This is a genomic window from Alteromonas sp. Cnat3-28, assembly GCF_022348265.1.
GTDB classification, from domain to species: domain Bacteria; phylum Pseudomonadota; class Gammaproteobacteria; order Enterobacterales; family Alteromonadaceae; genus Alteromonas; species Alteromonas macleodii.
Map to the genome: position 1 here is coordinate 1 of NZ_JAKREY010000002.1, position 20,265 is coordinate 20,265.

18 protein-coding genes are annotated in these 20,265 nt (G+C 45.9%); 8 read left to right on the forward strand and 10 right to left on the reverse strand.

From position 1 onward, the window contains the following. Window positions 1-149: 149 nt before the first annotated feature. Both pdeM and MHM87_RS02180 read right to left on the reverse strand, forming a co-directional pair. Window positions 150-854, reverse strand: coding sequence for a ligase-associated DNA damage response endonuclease PdeM (gene pdeM, locus MHM87_RS02175; RefSeq protein WP_239257652.1), 705 nt, complete (start codon window positions 852-854; stop codon window positions 150-152). Window positions 855-894: 40 nt separating this feature from the next. Continuing rightward, complete coding sequence (locus tag MHM87_RS02180) at window positions 895-3,528, reverse strand: ligase-associated DNA damage response DEXH box helicase (RefSeq protein WP_239257653.1); 2,634 nt, start codon at window positions 3,526-3,528, stop codon at window positions 895-897. A gap of 223 nt (window positions 3,529-3,751) precedes the next feature. Here MHM87_RS02180 and MHM87_RS02185 point away from each other — a divergent pair, with 223 nt between their 5' ends. From MHM87_RS02185 to yeiP, 5 genes are all read left to right on the forward strand, one after another. Beyond that, complete coding sequence (locus tag MHM87_RS02185) at window positions 3,752-4,930, forward strand: DUF418 domain-containing protein (protein WP_049585739.1); 1,179 nt, start codon at window positions 3,752-3,754, stop codon at window positions 4,928-4,930. A 139-nt stretch (window positions 4,931-5,069) separates the two neighbouring features. Continuing rightward, window positions 5,070-6,011 (forward strand): transporter substrate-binding domain-containing protein, encoded by a 942-nt coding sequence (locus tag MHM87_RS02190; RefSeq protein ID WP_239257654.1) that lies wholly within the window; start codon window positions 5,070-5,072, stop codon window positions 6,009-6,011. 275 nt (window positions 6,012-6,286) lie between these two features. After that, a complete protein-coding gene (locus MHM87_RS02195; RefSeq protein ID WP_168463512.1) occupies window positions 6,287-7,303 on the forward strand; it encodes a ligase-associated DNA damage response exonuclease in 1,017 nt (338 codons plus the stop codon). Further along, window positions 7,303-8,988 carry a cisplatin damage response ATP-dependent DNA ligase gene (locus tag MHM87_RS02200; RefSeq protein WP_239257655.1) on the forward strand — a complete coding sequence of 562 codons (1,686 nt, stop codon included), beginning with the start codon at window positions 7,303-7,305 and terminating at the stop codon, window positions 8,986-8,988. Before MHM87_RS02195 ends, MHM87_RS02200 begins: the two co-directional genes overlap by 1 nt. A gap of 102 nt (window positions 8,989-9,090) precedes the next feature. Beyond that, the gene (gene yeiP, locus MHM87_RS02205) at window positions 9,091-9,666 is read left to right on the forward strand and encodes an elongation factor P-like protein YeiP (RefSeq protein WP_014951071.1); all 576 of its coding nucleotides are present in this window, start codon (window positions 9,091-9,093) and stop codon (window positions 9,664-9,666) included. Window positions 9,667-9,767: 101 nt separating this feature from the next. Here yeiP and MHM87_RS02210 read toward each other — a convergent pair whose 3' ends face one another. Further along, window positions 9,768-10,736 carry a carbohydrate kinase gene (locus MHM87_RS02210; protein WP_239257656.1) on the reverse strand — a complete coding sequence of 323 codons (969 nt, stop codon included), beginning with the start codon at window positions 10,734-10,736 and terminating at the stop codon, window positions 9,768-9,770. A gap of 285 nt (window positions 10,737-11,021) precedes the next feature. On the opposite strand from MHM87_RS02210, the gene MHM87_RS02215 reads away from it, so the two are divergent. Further along, window positions 11,022-12,194 (forward strand): ROK family transcriptional regulator, encoded by a 1,173-nt coding sequence (locus MHM87_RS02215; RefSeq protein WP_239257657.1) that lies wholly within the window; start codon window positions 11,022-11,024, stop codon window positions 12,192-12,194. A 36-nt stretch (window positions 12,195-12,230) separates the two neighbouring features. Continuing rightward, on the forward strand, window positions 12,231-13,148 hold the full coding sequence (locus tag MHM87_RS02220) for a homocysteine S-methyltransferase family protein (RefSeq protein ID WP_239257822.1): 918 nt from the start codon (window positions 12,231-12,233) through the stop codon (window positions 13,146-13,148). Between the two features lie 16 nt (window positions 13,149-13,164). On the opposite strand, the gene MHM87_RS02225 is transcribed toward MHM87_RS02220, so the two are convergent. The 6 genes from MHM87_RS02225 to ubiG form a co-directional block, all read right to left on the reverse strand. Continuing rightward, a complete protein-coding gene (locus MHM87_RS02225; RefSeq protein ID WP_239257658.1) occupies window positions 13,165-13,584 on the reverse strand; it encodes a hypothetical protein in 420 nt (139 codons plus the stop codon). A gap of 166 nt (window positions 13,585-13,750) precedes the next feature. Continuing rightward, the gene (locus MHM87_RS02230; protein WP_239257659.1) at window positions 13,751-14,410 is read right to left on the reverse strand and encodes a glutathione S-transferase N-terminal domain-containing protein; all 660 of its coding nucleotides are present in this window, start codon (window positions 14,408-14,410) and stop codon (window positions 13,751-13,753) included. Beyond that, window positions 14,410-15,018 (reverse strand): glutathione S-transferase family protein, encoded by a 609-nt coding sequence (locus MHM87_RS02235; RefSeq protein ID WP_014951078.1) that lies wholly within the window; start codon window positions 15,016-15,018, stop codon window positions 14,410-14,412. Before MHM87_RS02235 ends, MHM87_RS02230 begins: the two co-directional genes overlap by 1 nt. 189 nt (window positions 15,019-15,207) lie before the next feature. Next, a complete protein-coding gene (locus tag MHM87_RS02240) occupies window positions 15,208-16,206 on the reverse strand; it encodes a lipase chaperone family protein (protein ID WP_101566191.1) in 999 nt (332 codons plus the stop codon). Next, a complete protein-coding gene (locus MHM87_RS02245) occupies window positions 16,206-17,195 on the reverse strand; it encodes a triacylglycerol lipase (protein ID WP_239257660.1) in 990 nt (329 codons plus the stop codon). The genes MHM87_RS02240 and MHM87_RS02245 overlap by 1 nt, the downstream gene beginning before the upstream one ends. Before the next feature lie 249 nt (window positions 17,196-17,444). Next, window positions 17,445-18,197, reverse strand: coding sequence for a bifunctional 2-polyprenyl-6-hydroxyphenol methylase/3-demethylubiquinol 3-O-methyltransferase UbiG (gene ubiG, locus MHM87_RS02250; protein ID WP_239257661.1), 753 nt, complete (start codon window positions 18,195-18,197; stop codon window positions 17,445-17,447). Window positions 18,198-18,361: 164 nt separating this feature from the next. On the opposite strand from ubiG, the gene MHM87_RS02255 reads away from it, so the two are divergent. Continuing rightward, window positions 18,362-18,721 (forward strand): DUF2237 domain-containing protein, encoded by a 360-nt coding sequence (locus MHM87_RS02255; protein WP_014951082.1) that lies wholly within the window; start codon window positions 18,362-18,364, stop codon window positions 18,719-18,721. A gap of 84 nt (window positions 18,722-18,805) precedes the next feature. Here the strand turns inward: MHM87_RS02255 and MHM87_RS02260 are convergent, their stop codons facing one another. After that, window positions 18,806-20,236: an aldehyde dehydrogenase family protein gene (locus MHM87_RS02260; RefSeq protein WP_061486730.1), complete on the reverse strand. Its 1,431-nt coding sequence runs from the start codon at window positions 20,234-20,236 to the stop codon at window positions 18,806-18,808. Between the last annotated feature and the right edge of the window lie 29 nt (window positions 20,237-20,265).

Sequence of the window (20,265 nt, forward strand, 5' to 3'; positions counted from 1 at the left end):
AGGGCTGTCGCTTGTCGAATACGATTTACTATGCGACAGTGGAAAGCTGCACTCAAATGGTACAGCTCCATAATTGACGCAGCCTGGGCCGGAGGCATATGAAATTAAATTCGTGGGGATCCCTCAGACTCTGACCCCATTTTGGTGGTTCATATTTTAAATATAATCTTGTCGTAGAGCATGAATACCTGTCGTGAGCGTTTGGGCAGAAGCGTTAGCATTACCTCTTCATCAATATCCAGCCCACCAGTGAACTGACCAAAGGCTGGCATCACAAATACATTTTCGTTGTTAGTAAAGCATTTGCCTGAGTAACGGCGGCGAGTAATGGTTGTGCGCTTTTTGGGATGATAATGGCCAATAACCTGAGCACGAGTTTCACTCGTTTCTACTTCGTGTCTGAATACCATATTATCTAGCACTACTTCAAAACACGGCGTACCCGGTATGCCGTCGGGTAAATCTGGGTCATGATTACCTTCTACCCACATCCACTCGTTCACACTATCAACTAATCTGCATAAGTGCTGACGGTCATCAAAGGTCATGCGCGACATGCTGAGTTTATCGTGAAAGCTGTCACCTAAGCTGATTACTCGCAGTGGCTTGTAATCATCGATGATGCTCTCTAATCGCGTTAACGTAGCGGTGGAATCCAAGCTCGGTAACGGGTTCGCATAACTGCGTAAATAACTGCCTTTTTCTAAGTGGAGATCAGACACTATAAGCCAATCGCATGCGGGTAAATACGCCACACCGCGCGCGTCTAACAGCCACAAGTAGTCTGCATATTTTGTGATAGTGATGTGGCGCTGGCTTACTTTTTCGGTTAGCCACGCGTCAGTTATTGCCAAATTGCCCTCTTATTCTTTTCGTCTTTGCTTTTATCTAATATTATTCAACAGATGAGCCCGATAACAATGCACGAACTTCATCTAACATGGTTTCAGCTTCTGCATATAAATTAGCTTGCTCGATGATCGCCTGTGCTCCAGCGCCTTTCACTTGTTCACTACGCACATCCAGCACTATTGGAATGGCCATGGGCGACGGCTTTTCAAGATTCACTAATATCGCTGAATCTACATAGCGAATAAGTAAATTAGCGAGTCGCCGTAAATCAAGTAGCTCACGCTCTGCATCGGCCCGAGCTACTTTAAGTAAGATATGGTCGCGGTCGTGTTCACGCAACGTATCGTAAATAAGGTCCGTGGAGAACGTGACCTGCTTCATGGTTTTTTGGCTGGCGTGATAGCGCTGTTCAGTGAGCCCACTCACCACCGCCACTTGCCTGAACGAGCGCTTAAGCATAGGTGCCTGCAACATCCAGTCTTCTAACTCGTCCCCTAAAATATCTGGCTGGAATAGCTGCTGCAGCTGTCCCTGGGTGATGGCGTTTACTGATGCTACCGATAATCCGTAATCGGTCACGCTGAAGCTTAAAGGCTTAATGCCCATTTTTTCCATTCGTCGCGTTAGCAACATACCTAAGGTTTGGTTCGCTTTGCGTCCGTCGAAGGTGTAGTACAAGGTATAGTGCGCCTGTCTAAACGGAAATTGTTCTACAAGCACGTTGTCAGGACTAGGCAATTGAGAAAACGCCTGTTGAAGTTTAAGCCACTCTTGTACCTGTGCAGGCAGTGCTCTCCATGATTTCTGAGTAGCCAAAATTGCCCGTACCCCTTCCGCCAAGTAAGTAGATAGCGGCATTTGACCACCCGCGTAGCTTGGTATTTTCGGCTCTTTTGCTTTTGCAGGCTTAGCGTGTAGCTGCATGTCGCGAATAGCCTCAAAACGCAATACTTCTCCTGCAAAATAGAAGGTGTCTCCGGGCGTTAACTGCTGAGCGAAATACTCTTCTACTTCACCTATAATCTTGCCCTGGTTTCCTCTTCGAATACGCTTTACTTTAAGCCGCCCCGCTTCAACAATAGTGCCTATGTTTTGTCTGTGCCGTTGAATAACCCGCCGATTCGCTGGCGAGTAAGTGCCATCGCCGTTTTTCGTCAGACGCTGATATCTCTCATACGCATTAAGCGCACTGCCGCCGTCTTGAGTAAACTGCCACAGTTTTGCGAAATCATCTCTATCGAGCCCTTGGTATGGCGTGGCGGTAAGTATCTCTTTATACAAGGTATCTGGGCTATCAGCCCTACTACACAAGCAGTTCAATATAAATTGCGGGACAATGTCCAGTGCCCCTGGCTGTGGACTTTCCCCGTCTAGCTCCCCTTTTTCAATAGCGGTGATCGCCGCCTGACATTCCAGCGCTTCAAAGCGGTTTGCCGGTACGAGCAACGCTTCACTTGGCTCGTCAAGCCTGTGATTTGCCCGCCCTATCCTTTGCAGCAGCCTGCTTACGCCTTTAGGTGCGCCAACTTGTATGACCTTGTCTACATCACCCCAGTCGATACCTAACTCCAAGGCCGACGTACATACAATTGCCCTCAGCATGCCGCTTGCCATCATGGCTTCGATCTTACGACGCTGCTCTTTGCTTAAGCTGCCGTGATAAAGCGCAATAGGAAGCGCAGCCTTGTTTGCCTCCCACAACATTTGAAACAACAGCTCTGACTGAGCTCGCGTATTCACAAAAACCAGTGTGGTTTTGGCGTTTTCAATGGCCTGGTAAATATCATCGATGGCGTAGCGAGCCATAAAGCCGCCAAAAGGCATGCGCGCTTTAGAGTGCAGCATTTCCACCTTAGGTTTTTCACCCGCTTTCACTTTTACAATATTAGCTACACCGTCACTACCGGCCAGCCATGCACCTAGCGTTTCGGGAAAAGCGACGGTGGCTGATAAGCCAATACGCTTACAATGCGGTGATAGAACGCTTAACCGCGCCAAGGCGAGAGATAAAAAGTCGCCGCGCTTGTTGGCCATTAAACTGTGCGTTTCGTCGATGACCACGCGTTTAAGCTTGCCAAAAAGCTTATCAGCATCGGCGTAGCTCAACATCAGCATGAGCGATTCTGGTGTGGTAAGCAGGATGTTTGGCGGCTTTTTACGTTGACGCTGGCGCTTGTGTGAGGGCGTATCGCCTGTGCGTGTTTCTGCCGTTATCGGCAGCGCCATCTCTTCAATGGGCTGTAACAAATTACGATGAATATCTTGCGTGAGTGCTTTCAGCGGTGATATGTAAAGGGTATGCAGGCCGTTGAACCCGCCCTTTTCTTTTCTTTTCGTTGCCTGTTTGTTTATTGCTTTTGTTTCGGCTTGTTCACTGGTTCCGGTCTTCTTGACAAGCTCCTTGTTTTCCGACTTCTCGGCAAGCTCACTCGTACCGAATGCCTCAGCAAGCTCGCTGTTTTTCGACATCTCAGCAAGTTCACTCATACCAAATGTCTCTGCAAGTTCGACTAGGCTAGGTAAAAAGCCAGACAGGGTTTTGCCTGCGCCGGTTGGCGCAATCAATAATGTACAGTCATGCTGGTCTTTCTCCACCAGCATAGTGTGTTGATAATCGCGTAGTTGCCAGCCTTTTTGTTCAAACCAATGGGCAAAGACTGAAGGAAGTGGAGTCATTGATGGTTCTTGTTAATACTTTTAGCACTTATACGGCAAAACCTTGGTTAGGTTTACTTGTCACGCCTTACGATAGATGCACAATGTAATCATCCTCAGCGCGTTTAATGTTTAGATACATTTTTCACTTCGACCTTATACATTTTCTTAGCGTAAACTTCAGCGCAGAGTTTTTGACCTTCTTATGCTTCACGAATTAACGATTTTCTTACAAGGACCGTACATGCGAATTCATTCAATAGACGCCGTTAGAGGTTTAGCCATTCTTGGCATCTTATTCATGAACATTACGTTTCACCAAAACGGTTACGCTAACTATGCATTTTTTGAAGAGCCGTTATTATCAGACACGGTTATTTCACTTTTTAACACGCTGTTTTTGGATGGACGATTTCGTTCTCTGTTCTGCTTGTTGTTTGGTGCAGGTCTGGCAATTCAATTTGAGGCCTGTGAAAAGCGCGGACACCATTTTTTAGATTTCTCACAAGCCAGACTTAAGTGGCTGTTTGTATTTGGGCTACTGCATGGTGTGTTTATTTTTAGCGGCGACATCTTGCTGTATTACAGCCTGTGCGCATTGTTTATTTTAAAACACTTCATGCTCCCTCAAGATGAACTCAAAAAGAAAAGTATTCATTACCTTATTGTGGGAAGCGCAATTATGTTAGTTGGTGGGCTCATAATGGCGTTTGTGTTCGACATGGGGGCTGAACTGCCAACACGACCCAGTGAAACATTTAACGAAGAAGCGGCCTTGTGGCAAAGCGGCTATTTAACGCAGCTTGGTATTCAAGCGTCGTTTATGCTGTCTACGGTTATTATCGCGCCATTCACTATGCTGTGGCAGTCTATGGGGCTTATGATGTTTGGCGCTTACTTGTATAGGGCAGGCTTTTTCAATCACGGCTTCTCATCACTACTATTTAAGAAGTTAGTATTGGTTGCCATCGTCACATCCATCATTACTGCACTTCCGCAATTTTTATTCGAACAGGTAACATTAGATGTGATTCCCATGTTCACTAGCATTCCAGCCATTTTCTGTGCTTTGGTATACGCTCACCTATTGATAAACATAAGACATACTGCGGCGTGGTGGTATCAGTCGCTTATAAACTGCGGTAAAGTTGCGTTCACGCTCTACCTTACCCAATCAATAGCACTCGCTGTGCTATTTCGCATCGTCATGCCCGCTTATTTTCCAAACTTTATTTACAGCGTAACGTTGCTTGATTTGCTTCTGGTCACCATTGCCTTCACCGCAGTACAAGTTATTTTGGCGAACGCCATTACTAAGCACTTCAACCAAGGTCCCTTTGAAGCCCTATGGCGAAAAATGTATTTGCGCAGTTTTCACAAAAAGCAAAAATTGAAACATGATGAAGTAGAGCAGCTCACCTGAGGCCATATCGCTTGCATCTTGAAAATTGTGTGTATACTGAACGGTAAACGCGACCTAAATAAGCAGGCCTGCTAAGCTTTACTCAATGTTAAAGGTTAGCAGGCCAATGGCTTTTCCTTAGCCATTGAGGTAAATAGGCATGATACAAAATCGACGTCGAGTAAGGCTATTTTCAATAGTAGCGGTGATGATAATTTGGCACCTTTTCTGTCAACAAGTTTTTGGAAGTGTGTTGGACAGTGCGCAAACATCACAGCTCGCCCCTAGCAGTTACGAAGTTAAGATAGTCGAAAGTAGTGAACTCGACTATGACTCTCATGCCTATTACTCTGCATTGCTTAAATTAGCGCTTAGCAAAACAGAAGACCCTATTAAACCAACATATCTCGTAGAGAGTAGCGGCAATTTGGTTCAAGAACGCGTTCTGCGCCAACTAAACCAAGAAGGGGGAGTTGACGTGTTTTGGACAGTGACGTCAAAACTGCGTGAACAGCAAGCCATTCCGGTGCGGGTTCCTCTATTGAACGGAATCATGGGCTATCGCGTCTCTTTGATCCGCCAAAATACTCTACATGAGTTTAACAATGTTCGTAGCGCGCCTGATCTAAAGCGGTTTGTTGCAGGTCAAGGTCACGACTGGCCCGATTTTCAGATTCTAGAGCACAACGGATTTACTGCGTTAGGAACCAGTAATTACGACATTATCATTGAGCTTTTAAAGGCTGGTAGAATTGATTACTTTCCACGTGCGGCTCATGAGGCGGTGGTAGAGGCGAAATCGCTAAACGACCCAGACATTATCATAGAGCCTTCAGTTTTATTGTATTATCCGTCTTACATGTTTTTCTTCGTTTCACAATCGAAACCTGAATTAGCGCAGCGCATAGAACGGGGATTAAATATTGCTCGACAAGACGGAAGCTTCGCCGCGTTATTTGAAAAGTACATTAATTTTAAAGATATTGAAAAAGCGCTGAAGCTTTCAGAGAGAACCGTACTCAAACTTAATAATCCACACCTCTCCGAAGCGACGCTAGAGGCAACAGCATCAGAAGCCCAACAATTTGAGGTTGTACAATAGGTAGCTCGAATAGCACGTTATAGAACTACAGCATCCTTATCAGTGTTACTTCTCATCAAGGAAAGTACTCCATTGATTCAACCTCACATGTAATGTGAGAGACTTATAAAGTGCCTATTCTGAAGCTGTATCCAAGTCCATATCTACTGCGACAAACAATGTGTTTAAGCGCTTAGCAGTTCGCAAAAAATCCTCAACGAACGAATATCAAATGGTCGATTTTAGGTACTCACTACGTAGTAAGAGCATTGTTTATTTCGTGGAAATTATGTGTAGTGCATCCATCAACATGGCTTAAAGCTGACGACACTGGCCTGTATTGCGAGCCGGGTGAATTCTATATTGACCCGATGAATGAAGTGGCCACAGCACTTGTCACTCACGGACACGCTGATCATGCGCGCGCAGGCCACCACAGTGTCTATGCCAGTGCAGAAACACTGGCCATTATGAAAACCCGCTACGGCGATGAAATGGCAACACACCAACACGCCATAACGCTAGGTAAGTCAGTGACATTTAATGACGTTGCGGTCACTTTTTTCCCCGCCGGGCACATTTTAGGCTCTACCCAAATTCTTATCGAATATTCAGGTTATCGCGTTGTAGTTTCCGGCGACTACAAACGTCGCCACGATCCTACCTGCCCGCCGTTTGAAGTTGTCCCTTGCGATGTATTGATTACCGAGGCCACTTTTGGCCTTCCTGTATTTAAACATCCACCTATAGAGCACGAAATAGATAAGCTCCTTCACTCATTACGTGTTTTTCCCGAACGATGCCACCTTGTTGGTGCGTATGCCCTAGGGAAATGCCAGAGGGTTATTTTAGCGCTACGTGAAGCGGGGTACGAAAAGCCCATCTACTTACATGGTGCGCAGCTAAAGCTATGCGATTTATATGAACAGCTTGGAATAAGTCTAGGCGCTTTAATTCCTGTATCCGACGTCGCAGATAAAAAAGCACTGGCAGGTGAGATTGTATTAGCGCCCCCCTCGGCATTGGCCGACAGGTGGTCGAGAAGCTTACCCAATGTGCGCCCTGTTATGGCGTCTGGCTGGATGCAAATTCGCGCCCGTGCGAAGCAAAGAAATGCCGAACTACCGCTTATTATTTCCGATCACTGCGATTGGCCAGAATTATTACAAACCATTGAAGAAGTGAATCCCAAAGAAGTATGGGTGACCCACGGTAGAGAAGACGCGTTAATGTATCAAGCTGAAAAAATGGGGTTCAAAGCTAGGGCATTATCGCTTGTCGGCTACGATGAAGAAGAGCAAGGAGGCGACTAATGAAAGCATTTAGTAATTTGCTTGAGCAACTTTATTACACGTCGGGAAACAAAGCCAAAGCGCAACTCATTGCTGATTACATTGCCAACACACCTGACCCTGATCGTGGCTGGGCTATAGCCGCTATGGCCGGTACGTTGCGATTCGATTTTTTTAAGCGTAACACTGTGAAAAAGCTCATTACCGAACACACTGACTCTGCACTTTTTGCAATGAGCTACGATTATGTGGGAGAGGTTAGCGAAACCGTGGCGCATTTATGGCCTTACAGTGAACCTACGGATAATCTTCCAAGTCTTACTGAAGTCGTAGAAACCTTTGCGTCTGTGAGTAAACAGAAGGTGTCGGAAACGCTAGCCAACTACCTGACGATAATGACCCCTGCACAGCGCTGGGCTTTATTGAAACTTGGCACCCGCGGATTGCGCATAGGCGTGTCGGCTCGCTCCATTAAACAAATACTGGCCGATTATGGCAATAAAGATATCAAAGAAATTGAAACGCTGTGGCACGCGGTTACACCACCCTACACCGACATGCTTGCTTGGCTAGAAGGCAAAGCTGACAAACCTGACATTGAAAATGCAGTTACTTTCCACCCCGTGATGCTTTCCCACCCTATTGAGGACAGCGATATTGATGCTTTTAAGGAAAACACGTGGCAAATTGAAAACAAGTACGACGGTATTCGTGTTCAGCTTGCTGTTAAATCGGAGCCTATTACCAGTAAATGCGCCACGAGAAAAGACCAGAACGATAACAAAGCAGGGCAAACAACAGATGAAGAGACGCCGGATAAGGCGCTTTTCTCACGCACAGGAGATGACATTAGCCATTCTTTTCCCGATCTACTTGAAACGGTAAAAGGAAATGTGGTGCTAGACGGTGAACTACTGGTTATTCATAACGTAAAAGGCGACGCTTATGACGCTATGGCTTCACAGCCGGATGTCGACACATTCAATGCACTTCAGCAACGCCTCAACAAGAAAAAGCCAAGTAAAGCACTGCAAGCGTCTTCACCTGTTGGACTTATTGTCTACGATGCCTTAGTGCTAGATGGCAAAGATTTAACTGAGAAAACGTTGAAGGAACGTCGCCAGGCGCTCCATGAATGGTTTAACCACAACAAAAGCGAGCGATTATTTTTATCGGAAACCCTTTCTGCAAGCTCTCCTAAAAGCCTTCGTGAACTTCACGCCCACGTTTGTCAAAATCGCGCGGTGGAAGGGTTGATGATAAAGCGCTTAGATAGCAAGTACATCCCCGGCCGTCCCAAAGGGCAATGGTTCAAGTGGAAGCGCGACCCGCTGGTGGTTGATGCAGTAATGATGTACGCGCAGCGAGGGCACGGGAAACGATCGAGCTTCTATTCCGATTACACGTTCGGTGCATGGGAAGACGACCAGCTTCTGCCAATAGGAAAAGCATATTCTGGATTTACCGACGAAGAACTTAAGAAGCTAGACAACTGGGTACGGCGCAATGCAGTGGGGCGCTTTGGCCCTGTGCGGGAGGTAAAGAAAGATCTGGTGTTAGAAGTGGCTTTCGACGCGGTTCATCCTTCTTCAAGACATAAATCGGGGGTAGCGCTGCGCTTCCCTCGCATTCACCGTATTCGTTGGGATAAACCCGCCGCCGAAGCTGACACGCTAACCAACGTTAAAGCGTTAATCGAAAACTAACCACGTAAAAATACTTCCTAAGTAAGAAAAAATCGCTGAAAATGAAGTTTTACAGATGACCTCGGGCGGATTGCCTGAAGAGAACAAAAATAGGAAATCGCCATGCCTAAGGCTAGTGAAATCAAAAAGAATAACACCGTGGTATTTGACGGTAAGACCTGCATAGTTAGAGACATAGAACGTTCTGTACCCCAAGGTCGTGCAGGTGGCAGCATTTATCGCATGCGCATGTATGACGTCGTCACAGGTGCTAAGTACGACGAAACATTTAAAGACTCAGACACATTAGATATGGCTGATTTAATTCGTCGTCCGGCAATGTTTTCTTATGTTGATGGTGACGAATACATTTTCATGGATAAGGAAGACTACACGCCTTATCACTTGAACAAAGAAAGTATTGAAAATGAGGCGCTATTCATTAATGAAGACACCGACGGTATTCAGGTGGTTATCGTAAGTGAAGTGCCAGTAGCGTTAGATTTGCCAATGAGCGTAGAGCTTGAAGTTGTTGAGACAGACCCATCTATTAAAGGCGCCTCTGCTACGTCTCGAACCAAGCCTGCCACGCTTTCAACCGGACTGGTTGTACAGGTGCCTGAATACATCAGCACTGGCGAATGGATTAAGGTAAACACCGAGGAACGCAAGTTCCAAAGTAGAGCGGATAAGCACTAAGCAACCAATACATCAGCTGACGCCACCTTTGCCGGTGCGCAGCGATTGAAGAAAAAAGGGTTCATTTTGAACCCTTTTGTTTATCTTAAGATAATCGATACTTATTTAGCGATATTAGCCTGCGTTGGCAATGCGCTAAATGCACCATACTGCGTTACCGTGTAAGCACCACAGCGGATAGCAAATTCCGTAGCTTCGCTTACATTCTCGAAGTTCTCCGCCCACGCGTCGAAGTCATCAGCGCTTTTCACTTTTGTAGATAGGAAATATAAGAAGCCACCAATAAAAGAGTCACCCGCTGCCGTCGTGTCTTTTACATCCATTTTAGGTGACGCTAACGTGCCGCTGAAGGACTTGGTAATATAGTGAATGGGCTCACCACCATCGGTGACTAGCACCACTTTAACGCCACTATCTAACCACTGCTGAACCTTTGTATCAGCATTTTCTTCGCCATATAGCTCTGCGAGTTCTTCTCGGCTAGCCTTTAAAACAGACACTTTCTTTGCAGCTTCATCTATACGTGACGGCGCATTCGCTGTGTCATCCCAAAACGCTGGGCGATAGTTAATATCCAAACACACCATCATGCCGTTTTCCTTCGCCCTGTTCAGAATAAACTCGGTACCAGGAATAAGTTCAGGGCCTGAAATAGAACCTGAGCAAAAATGAAGCACTGTATTTTTATCACAATCTATCGTCGACAAATCTTGCTCTGAAATATGTTTATGCGCGGCATTATCAACATAAAAATCAAAAGAGCGTTCGCCGTCTGCATCCAAGTTTACAAATGCCAGAGCCGTATTACCTTCTTGTGTAGTCCACACGAAGTCAGTGTTTACTTTGTAGTGCTCTAGCATTTCTTTAAGAAACGCGCCAAAAGTATCGTCACCTACTTTCGAGACCATCGCACTCTCACCACCTAGCTGAGCAACAGCAACCGCTACATTAGCAGGTGCACCACCCGCGTAGGGCTGGAAAGGTTTCATTGCTGGTATGTTGCCATCTTTGGGCGCAGCACCTTGGCTTAACATATCAATTAGCACTTCACCTAAACATAAAATCTTCATACCAGCCTCACTTAACAGAATTTAAAAATTGCAGCTTACCTATGCACAGTTCGCGCAAGGTTAACGAATCGTTAATTAATTGGGGCATAGTATTGTCGAAAGAACCAATTAAATCAACCTAATTGATTTAACCTTTTGCGCAAAAATCTACGGGTGTGATAGGGTTGACGTAGTACTGTCGAATAAAGTTATGTCTGAACAAGTACCTACACCATTTCTTAAATTTGATACACGGCTAGGTTGTTATTACACTCTAGCTTCTTAAAACGATAGATTGTAAATACATTGAATACTGAATCGGCCTTTCACCTGCCATCACAAAAAGCACCTACATTGCTTGATAGCCGCTCAGCGAATGAACGGGATATCCTTACCCTAATTCGCCAACGTTCTTCATTGCCTAAAGCTGAAATAGCACAGTTAACGGGGCTTTCTGCACAATCAGCTACCGTGATCATTAAAAAACTAGAGGCTGACGGCCTGGTAAGGCGACTAAAGCCAATCAAAGGCGGAGTAGGCCAGCCCAAGGTGCCGTTTGGTCTAAATGAAAACGGCGCGTTTGGTATAGGGCTGAAAGTAGGTCGACGAAGTTTCGATATGACGTTACTCGACTTGAAAGGCAATGTAAGAGCAACACTTCACGAGAAGTTTGCCTACCCGACCGTAAGCAATCTGCTTACCTTTGCAAAACGTGCTTTCAATGTACTCATTAAAAATTTGGATACCGACCAACAGCGCCTAATCCGAGGTTTAGGCGTTGCTATGCCCTTCGAAATTTGGAGTTGGGCAGAAGAAGCCGGAGCCCCAAAAAATGAATTGGAAGAGTGGAGAGAGTTTAATCCACAGGCGGCGTTGGAAGATTTATTATCACTGCCTGTTTTTATAAAAAATGATGCTGGAGCAGCGTGCAGCGCAGAGATGTCGTTCGGCAATCTCCAAAACTACAATAGTTTTCTTTACATCTTTGTTGGCACATTCTTAGGCGGTGGCCTGGTACTCAATAACCAGTTAGTCAATGGAAAAACAGGCAACGCCGGGGCCATTGGCTCTTTACCCTTTTACAATGGCAGTACACAAAGCCAGCTAATAACCCAGTCTTCACTTTATTTGCTGGAAAGAAAGCTAAACGACGCTGGGCACAACGGTCAGCATATTTATGAATCGCCATCCCACTGGTCTTGTGACACGCGCTCAATAGAAGACTGGTTGAGCGAAACCGCCAGAGGATTGGCCTTTGCGACTCAATGTGCAATGAGCTTGTTAGACCTAGATGGCGTAATCATAGATGGCGCAATTCCTGATGATGTCAAAAACGCATTGGTCGCGCATACGCAAAGCGCGATGGAGACGCTTGATATGCGTGGCCTTGCTCAGGTTCACATAAGCGAAGGTCTTGTAGGCAGAAAAGCGCAATCCATTGGAAGTGCAAACCTAGCCCTTCAGGCAAATTATTACTAATCATCTAACATCTCAAAAGGTTTGGCTTTGGGCAGCATGAACGAAGGAATGCATGACATTTTAATTTTAGATGGCGGCATGGGGCGAGAGCTGAAAAAGACAGGTGCACCCTTTAAGCAGCCAGAGTGGTCAGCACTGGCACTAATGCAAACACCTGAATTAGTAAGTGATGTGCACAAACGTTTTCTTGAAGCCGGTGCCTGCGTTATTACCACTAACGCCTATGCGCTTGTACCTTTTCATATTGGGGAAAATACATTTAGGGAGCAGGCTTTTACTCTGGCTCAGAGTGCGGCCGAACTCGCTCGAGGCGCAGTAAACGCACTAAAGAGCGATGGTGGCAATAAGCGATTTGTCGCGGGTAGCGTTCCTCCGGCTTTTGGTTCTTACCGCCCAGATTTATTTGATGCAACCCGTGTAGCCGACATTCTCACCCCGCTTATTAAAGCCCAGGAGCCCTATGTTGATGTTTGGTTGATTGAAACTGCAAGTTCGGTAGAAGAAGCTGAAGCCGTGGTATCACTTATAAAACAGCACTCTTCACTGCCTTTATGGCTGTCATTCTCCGTTAGTAATCGAGAAACATCTAACGAGCCTGTGACATTGCGCTCTGGTGAGCCGCTAAGTGAGATAGCGCCAATATTGAGCGAAGTACAAAGCGTACTTTTCAATTGCTCGCAGCCGGAAGAGATGGAAGACGCTATTTCAATAACGCGAAGTTTAAATACTTCGATTAATATTGGCGCTTATGCAAATAGCTTTTCTGAGAGAAAACGTACACACGCGGCCAACGCGCTACTTTCCGAAATACGTGACGATATAACCCCCGCCCGCTATGTTGAATACGTTAAGACTTGGGTAGCTGCTGGCGCAACTATCATCGGGGGCTGCTGTGGTATCGGCCCTGAACATATTAAAGCCATCAGCGACGTTTTTGGTCAAGAAAAGTACTAAATAGACGTGGCTAGCTTTACAGCGCAAAGTCCTGTGTTTCGAAATACAATAATGAGTATAAGTCGCATACTGCAAACGCCGCATTGAGCTTTTCCACACTAGGCACATGCGTTTCCGTTGGTTTTATCGGTGGTTCGCTACATCCTTTTACGAGTATTACCGCATCATAAGAAGGGCGTGTACCAATACTATGAACGTACAGTTGACTATCGCCAAGCTCAATGATTGACCATGAATTAGCGCTCGGATCATTAGGGGCATCTACATCGACGTGTTGCCGTTTATACTGTTTTGACACTCGGCGTTTAAACAGCAACTCAACGAATGTCAGTTTCGATTCACTTAGCCACTGATTACCGCCTCGTTCAAAGTGCCCCTTAAAGAATTCCGCTATCGATGTAATGATTTTGGCACGCTGATATCTATTGTTCGACAAGGACTGGCCTTGGCCTACGTGCCTGACTTCATAGCAAAAAGCCATAACCTTACTAGCGTCGATGTATTAGGTTATGACTTTTATCATACGGAGCACTTCGAACTTGTTTACAAACCTAGCATGGCATCGGGATGGCTAAATCGGTTTGTCGACTCAGTTAAAAGCGCTATTTCGTAACAACATTTTTAGCCCCTTTGATCAGTGCTTCTCTGTCAATTTTATTAGGGACTTCCACTCCACGCCGTGCGGCTGGCCTCGCTTCAATACTGTTTTTCCAACGGGTTAAGTTGTCTAACCCTTCTATGCTTACACCAGACCATTCATAGGTACGCACCCAACACCAGTTCGCCATGTCAGCAATACTGTAGTCGTCGACCAAATACTCTCGATTTTCTAGCCTCCCATCAAGCACAGTAAATAGGCGGCGTACTTCGTTCTGATAACGTGCTATCGCCACCGGAATTTTTTCTTCTAAGTAACGGTGGAACACATTAGCTTGGCCCATCATTGGGCCTATGCCTCCCATCTGAAACATGACCCACTGTAAAACCTGGCTTTTTCGCTTTGCGTCGGTGGGTAAAAACATACCGCTTTTTTCTGCGAGATAAATCATGATAGCGCCAGACTCAAACACTACGTGACCGTCGGCTTCTCTATCCACAATTACCGGAATACGGCCATTGGGGTTCATTGCCAAAAATTCAGGAGTTTTCTGCTCTCCCTTCATCAGGTTTACGGCATGGGCGGTGTATTCAAGCCCCATTTCTTCAAGCGCTACCGACGCTTTCCAACCGTTCGGTGTGGCTGCGGTGTATAAATCTACCATTAGGCTTTTGCACTCTCTCTGTTACTTACCGCCTCATACCAGCGCGCCAGATTGACATGCTCGTCAGTCATACGAATTTTTACCACACGGGCGAAATCCATAGCGCATAACGCGGTTATATCAGCAATAGAAAAGGTGTCACCAGCAATAAACTCTTTAACACCAAGTCGACGCTCTAAAATGTTCAAATATTTCGACGCATTAATACCCGCTTCCTTACCGAATTCAGGAACCGGCGTCATACGATCTTTAAAGTAGCCTGTAGTATGTTGAAAACACATACCAATTTGCATCATAAACGCGAACTCTACTTGTCGTTGCCACATAGAAATAGTCGCTTTTTCAACGGGCGTTGTTCCCATTAGCGGTGGCTCTGGCTGCAGTGCTTCAAAATACGTACAAATGGCATCGGTTTCGGCAATACAGGTGCCGTCATCAAGCTCTAAAATAGGTATCTTTCCCAGCGGGTTCTTCGCGCGCATTTCCGCAGTTAGATTTTCACCCTTTTGAATGTCGACCTGAACGTAGTCAACGTCAATGCCCTTCTCAGCCAAAAACATTCGTACTCGACGTGGGTTGGGCGCAGTCTTCGTTTCGTAGATTTTCATAATGATGATTACGGGCCTTATGGTGATTAGTCAGGAATTGTAATAACCCAAGATTAGTAACTGTGCAGTACGCTTTCAAATCACTCTGTATATGACTCATACTATTCAGCGCCTTTATGGTTATACCTCTGTATTTTTCGCAGATAGTTAGCCAGTTGCAGGTCTTGAACCAGCTCTATCTAGATGCTGCTACAGCGCTGTGAGTACTTTAAGACGCTTTATTTCATTGTCAGTAAAATGGGCAGATTGATACTCTTGCAGTGCTTTTTCTATTGCGTTTGAATCAAGAGATTGCTGAACCAAGTTATCGCGGAATGTTTTGTATTCGGCAATTCTGTTTTGCCACTGAGCTTGTTGTGCCCATGTTTTGGAAAAGCGTTCTGCAACTTCGCTACCAAATTCAGCCGCCACTGCGTTATAGCGATCGTTAATAGTGCTGTGGTTGTTTTTTATTTCGTTTATTCGATGCATATTAAGCGTGGGCTGGAAGGCTTCACGTTCGGCGGAGTTTCCCGCTTTAATTGACTCGACGATAAGGGCCTTTCTTTCGTCTCTGGATAAGGTGTTTTCTTGGGCAACACTTAAACGTGCTAGCGCCGCCTCATCTACCTGCGCTTCTTGACTAAACAGATAGTGATATTCAGTATTATTAAAGTAAGTTCGTCTAATTTCCTCTCGCTCATCTAGCTTAAACGACACATCCTGCAAGCTGTGACTGGCAAGGTCGACGTCCAATTCAACCAAAGACAGCGCTACTTTGTAATCGACATACCGTGCAAATAAGTCGATTGCGTCACCTTGCGTGCTGAGTGTGAATACTTCATGAGCATGGGTTGTGTAGGCAAGTTTCACTGCTTGCGGCACTTCTGAGGTGCGTGCAAATACGAAGCGATCGAAAGCGTCTTTGGTCGAGTAATTGAGTTCAAAGGGAATGAGATCAGCTGCAATATCTGTGTCACTATCCCGATGACTACCTACATCAGTTACTTGATGTACTGCACCGCCTCCTTCTAACTCATATTCTCCGGCTTTCGCTTGTTCACCTAAGGATGAGCGTTGACTGAAAATTTCTGAATTAGAGGTTTGGGATTCAGACGCTAACTGGTTGTAAAGAATAGCACCGAATACTAAGAGGGCGAGCAGCCCTCCTAGTATTGGAAAAACACGGCGTAATTGACGCTTCTCCACTACAGTCCTAAGCCTTTCAGTCGGCTAGCCTGACGAACAAACACGTCAACTGGGTCGGTTTCAAACCAGTGCGTTATGCCAAAGCTCTGGTTGACTTCATCAAGGTGGTTCATTTTATAGTTGTCTTTAAGTACTTTGCCTAAATGAGAACTACAGGTCGATACTAGCCCATCGTTTGGCTCTTTGAATGCGGTGCCAGTAATAGCTAAGAATGGGTCAACTACATCAAGAGCATTGGTGTAAGTTCTGCCTCCGCTCCACGAGAAATAGTACACGCCATTTTCAGCCAGCATTTTTCCATCGTTGCGGCAGTAGGCAGTAGGCATCCCTTCTGGATATTTTTGATTGAAAGCAACAGAGCCAGACGTAGACAATGAATTAAGCGCAGCGATTGAATCTGTAGGTTTGTCTCGCGGATCTGACCCAGAGGCAATCTCGATGATATTGGCGAACGCATTAACTACAACGCCCGCAGCACCTTCGCCCACTGAACCTTCAGAAAAAGCGTCTCGTAGTTCATCTGCCACTTTGCTTCCCCAGTTTACGCCGGCAACTGAACTTACCGAGGCAACCTTATCTGGGGCAACGCTTGCGGCGTAACGTGCCGTTGGACCACCGTGACTGTGTCCAATTAAATTCACTTTGTCAGCTCCTGATAGCGCCAGAACTTCATCAATGTAATCGAGTAACTGTTCACCGCGGACTTCGGTCGAGTTTGCTGGTGAGACCTCTGCGATATAGACAACAGCGCCGTTTCGGCTAAGTTTGTGCGGTACCTTATAGAAATAATCAACAAATAAGATATCTTCGAACCCAAACAGACCGTGAACTAACACAATAGGATGCTTGGTTTTTGCGTAGGTGCCAGCGTAGGCTTGGCCAGACAAGCCTAATGTCATACTGAACAAAGCTAATATCACGGCGAATTTACCGAGCCATGGTTTTGTAGAGCGTATTCTTATAGAGCGTAAGTGGTTATATAGTGTCATCGAGTGTGTCCCATAATTATGGTTATATGTGGTCTGTGGTCAGACCTTTGTTATAATTATGTAAACACAATGTAAAGATCAACCTTTGTGTGAAATCTTTAATAAAGGCTTTTACTGTGTATAGGTAAATTTTCGACGGAGTTAGTTACTATTAGTGAGTTAATTCAGAAAGATAGCGTCAGGTATGAAGTATGTTAACCCATACCATTTGCACTAAACATACAGGACATAAATAACACTTATAGTCGCTTATTTATGTTTGGAATATGCTTGAATGTAGTTTACGGCCAGGCTCGAAGTGGTTAGCCACTCTCCTTTAAGTGGATTTAGCCTCATACCGACCTGATACTTAAGGGTAAACTCATTTCCAATCCAGCGTTTTAGTTCGCCGGGCTTAACAAATTTCTTCCAGTCATGGGTTCCTATTGGTAAGTAGCGCATTACGTATTCCGCTCCCACTATGGCAACAACATAACTTTTCAGCGTGCGGTTCAGCGTCGCCAAAATCAGCAGGCCACCCGGCTTAACCAAACTTGCGCACTCGCGCATAAGCTGCTGCTGGTCAGGCACGTGCTCAACAACTTCGGCGTTAATTACCACATCATATTGCCGACCTTCTTCTACTACCTCGCTTGAGAGTTTATGCTGATAGTCTACCTTTACTCCTGTATTTTGAGCATGGCGCTTTGCCACTTCTACGCTCACCGCACTGGCATCTATTCCCATGACTTGAGCGCCTAATTTTGCTAGCGGTTCGCTTATTAGCCCACCGCCACTGCCAATATCTATCACTGATAAGGCGGAATAATCGGGAGGCAAGTTGCCCTGACCGAAATGATTTTCTATTTGTGCTTTTATAACGTTTAGTCTTGCCCGATTAAAATCCAGCGCGGTTTTGTATTTGCCTTCTGGGTCCCACCAAGAGTCAGCCAGCGCATCGAAGCGCGCAATCTCTTGTTCAGAAAAGTTACTGTCGCCTGTTTTTTTGCTTTTATCGAGCACGATTTTTTACCTTAAAACGTAGTTACCGTAGCGCTTATTGTTGACCCTTGTCGAGCAGGGTCATAAGGTGGATAGATAAGGTTCTATTCATCCTAAATTCGCTACTTGGCGATTTGAATAAGACATACCTATTAAACCATACGTTGTAAAAGAGGGTTCTGATTTTGGCGAACGCAAAAAATGTTTATGGACGCCCACTCCAGCTATGCTGTGGAAATACTGGATTTACGCGAGAAGGGTTTTGCTATGTACCAGACGCTGATGTGGGTAATCACAGCGTATGCGCGGTTGTCACTGACGAATTCCTTCAGTTTTCGCTACGACAAGGCAACGACCTCATCACGCCGTGGCCTAGTATGACATTTCCTGGCCTGTTAGCAGGCGACAGATGGTGTTTGTGTGCCGCTCGCTGGCTACAAGCCTATGAGGCAGGTGTAGCGCCGAAAGTACGCTTGGAAGCCACACATGAAAAAGCGTTAGACATTATTCCACTTTCACTGCTAGAAGAGTACGCGGCAGATTAATCTAAACCTGCCGCCTCGCCCTCGAATGCTTATATTCGCACTATTGCGCGAACATTGCTTGATTGAACAGTGAAGCTCAATCTACTACTGAGGAGTACGAATTACCATAAGGCGAGTCTCAGACATATCTTCAATCGCATAGCGAATACCTTCGCGACCTAGACCGGAGTCCTTCACGCCACCATAGGGCATGTTGTCCACCCGCCAGCTAGGTACATCTCCAATGACCACACCACCAACGTCAAGCACGTCCCATGCTTTGTGCGCTTTGTATATATCGCGGGTAAACACACCTGCTTGAAGTCCGTAGCGGCTGTTATTTACTTCTTCAAGCGCTTCGTCATAGTCATCGAATGGCACCAGAATAGATAGAGGGCCAAACGCTTCTTCGGCACTGGCATCACAATCCTTTGGTACATTTTCCATTACCGTAGCCTCAAGCATGGCGCCGTCTCGTGTTCCGCCGCATAGAATGGTGGCACCTTTCTCTTTTGCTTCTTCAATCCAGCCGTGAAGGCGCTCTGCTTCGCCTTCTGAGATCATAGGGCCAATAAAGGTGTCTTCATTAGACGGATCGCCAGACACTAACGCTTTCACTTTTTCCACATAGCGCGACTTAAACTCATCGTATATTTTGCTGTGCACTAAAAGGCGCTGAACACTTATACAACTTTGCCCTGATTGATAATAAGCTCCGACAATTACCCGGTCGATGGCGTCTTCAATATCGGCATCTTCATCAACTACGCATGCGGCGTTACCGCCAAGCTCCAATACCACCGGCTTTTTTCCTGCTTTTGCTTTAAGCGCCCAGCCCACATCAGGTGAACCTGTGAAGCTAAGCAGCTTTAGTCTTTCATCTGTAGTGAATAAATCAGCGCCGTCGCGGCTACAAGGTAGAATAGAAAATGCGCCTTTGGGTAAGTCGGTTTCAGCTAATACCTCACCAATAATAAGCGCACCAATAGGGGTTCGCGAGGCAGGCTTAAGTACAAAGGTACAGCCTGCTGCGATTGCAGGAGCCACCTTGTGCGCAGCCAAATTCAGAGGAAAATTAAACGGCGATATAAATGAACATGGACCTATAGGGACCTTCTTGGTCATGCCCTGATAACCTTTGGCGCGCGCCGAGATTTCTAAATTCACCACCTCGCCGTTAATACGCACTGATTCTTCTGCCGCTATTTTGAAGGTATCGATAAGGCGGCTGACTTCGCCCTTAGCGTCTTTAATTGGCTTACCAGCCTCTATACAAAGCGCTTGTGCCAACTCATCGGCTCTTTCGGTAAAGCGCTTCACACAGTGCTCTAGCACCGCTTGTCTTTCGAAAGGAGCCATGGCGGCCATCGCAGGCTGCGCTTCTTCTGCTGCAGCAATGGCCTTATCGATGGTATCCGCATCGGCCATCGCCACCTTGGTTGCTACCTCTCCGGTGTATTTATTAGTCACGTCCAAGTCGGTATTGGCATAATGTGGCTCACTCGCTAAATAATAGGGATAGCTTTCCTTCAACATTTTTTACTCCTTACCTTTCTGTTACGTTT

Coding starts and splice junctions, on each gene's coding strand:
- MHM87_RS02190 (WP_239257654.1), top strand. CDS start 5,070: ATGATACAAAATCGACGTCGAGTAAGGCTATTTTCAATAGTAGCGGTG.
- MHM87_RS02235 (WP_014951078.1), bottom strand. CDS start 15,018: ATGAAAATCTACGAAACGAAGACTGCGCCCAACCCACGTCGAGTACGA.
- MHM87_RS02185 (WP_049585739.1), top strand. CDS start 3,752: ATGCGAATTCATTCAATAGACGCCGTTAGAGGTTTAGCCATTCTTGGC.
- MHM87_RS02230 (WP_239257659.1), bottom strand. CDS start 14,410: ATGGTAGATTTATACACCGCAGCCACACCGAACGGTTGGAAAGCGTCG.
- MHM87_RS02220 (WP_239257822.1), top strand. CDS start 12,231: ATGAACGAAGGAATGCATGACATTTTAATTTTAGATGGCGGCATGGGG.
- MHM87_RS02210 (WP_239257656.1), bottom strand. CDS start 10,736: ATGAAGATTTTATGTTTAGGTGAAGTGCTAATTGATATGTTAAGCCAA.
- MHM87_RS02260 (WP_061486730.1), bottom strand. CDS start 20,236: ATGTTGAAGGAAAGCTATCCCTATTATTTAGCGAGTGAGCCACATTAT.
- yeiP (WP_014951071.1), top strand. CDS start 9,091: ATGCCTAAGGCTAGTGAAATCAAAAAGAATAACACCGTGGTATTTGAC.
- MHM87_RS02245 (WP_239257660.1), bottom strand. CDS start 17,195: ATGACACTATATAACCACTTACGCTCTATAAGAATACGCTCTACAAAA.
- MHM87_RS02180 (WP_239257653.1), bottom strand. CDS start 3,528: ATGACTCCACTTCCTTCAGTCTTTGCCCATTGGTTTGAACAAAAAGGC.
- MHM87_RS02200 (WP_239257655.1), top strand. CDS start 7,303: ATGAAAGCATTTAGTAATTTGCTTGAGCAACTTTATTACACGTCGGGA.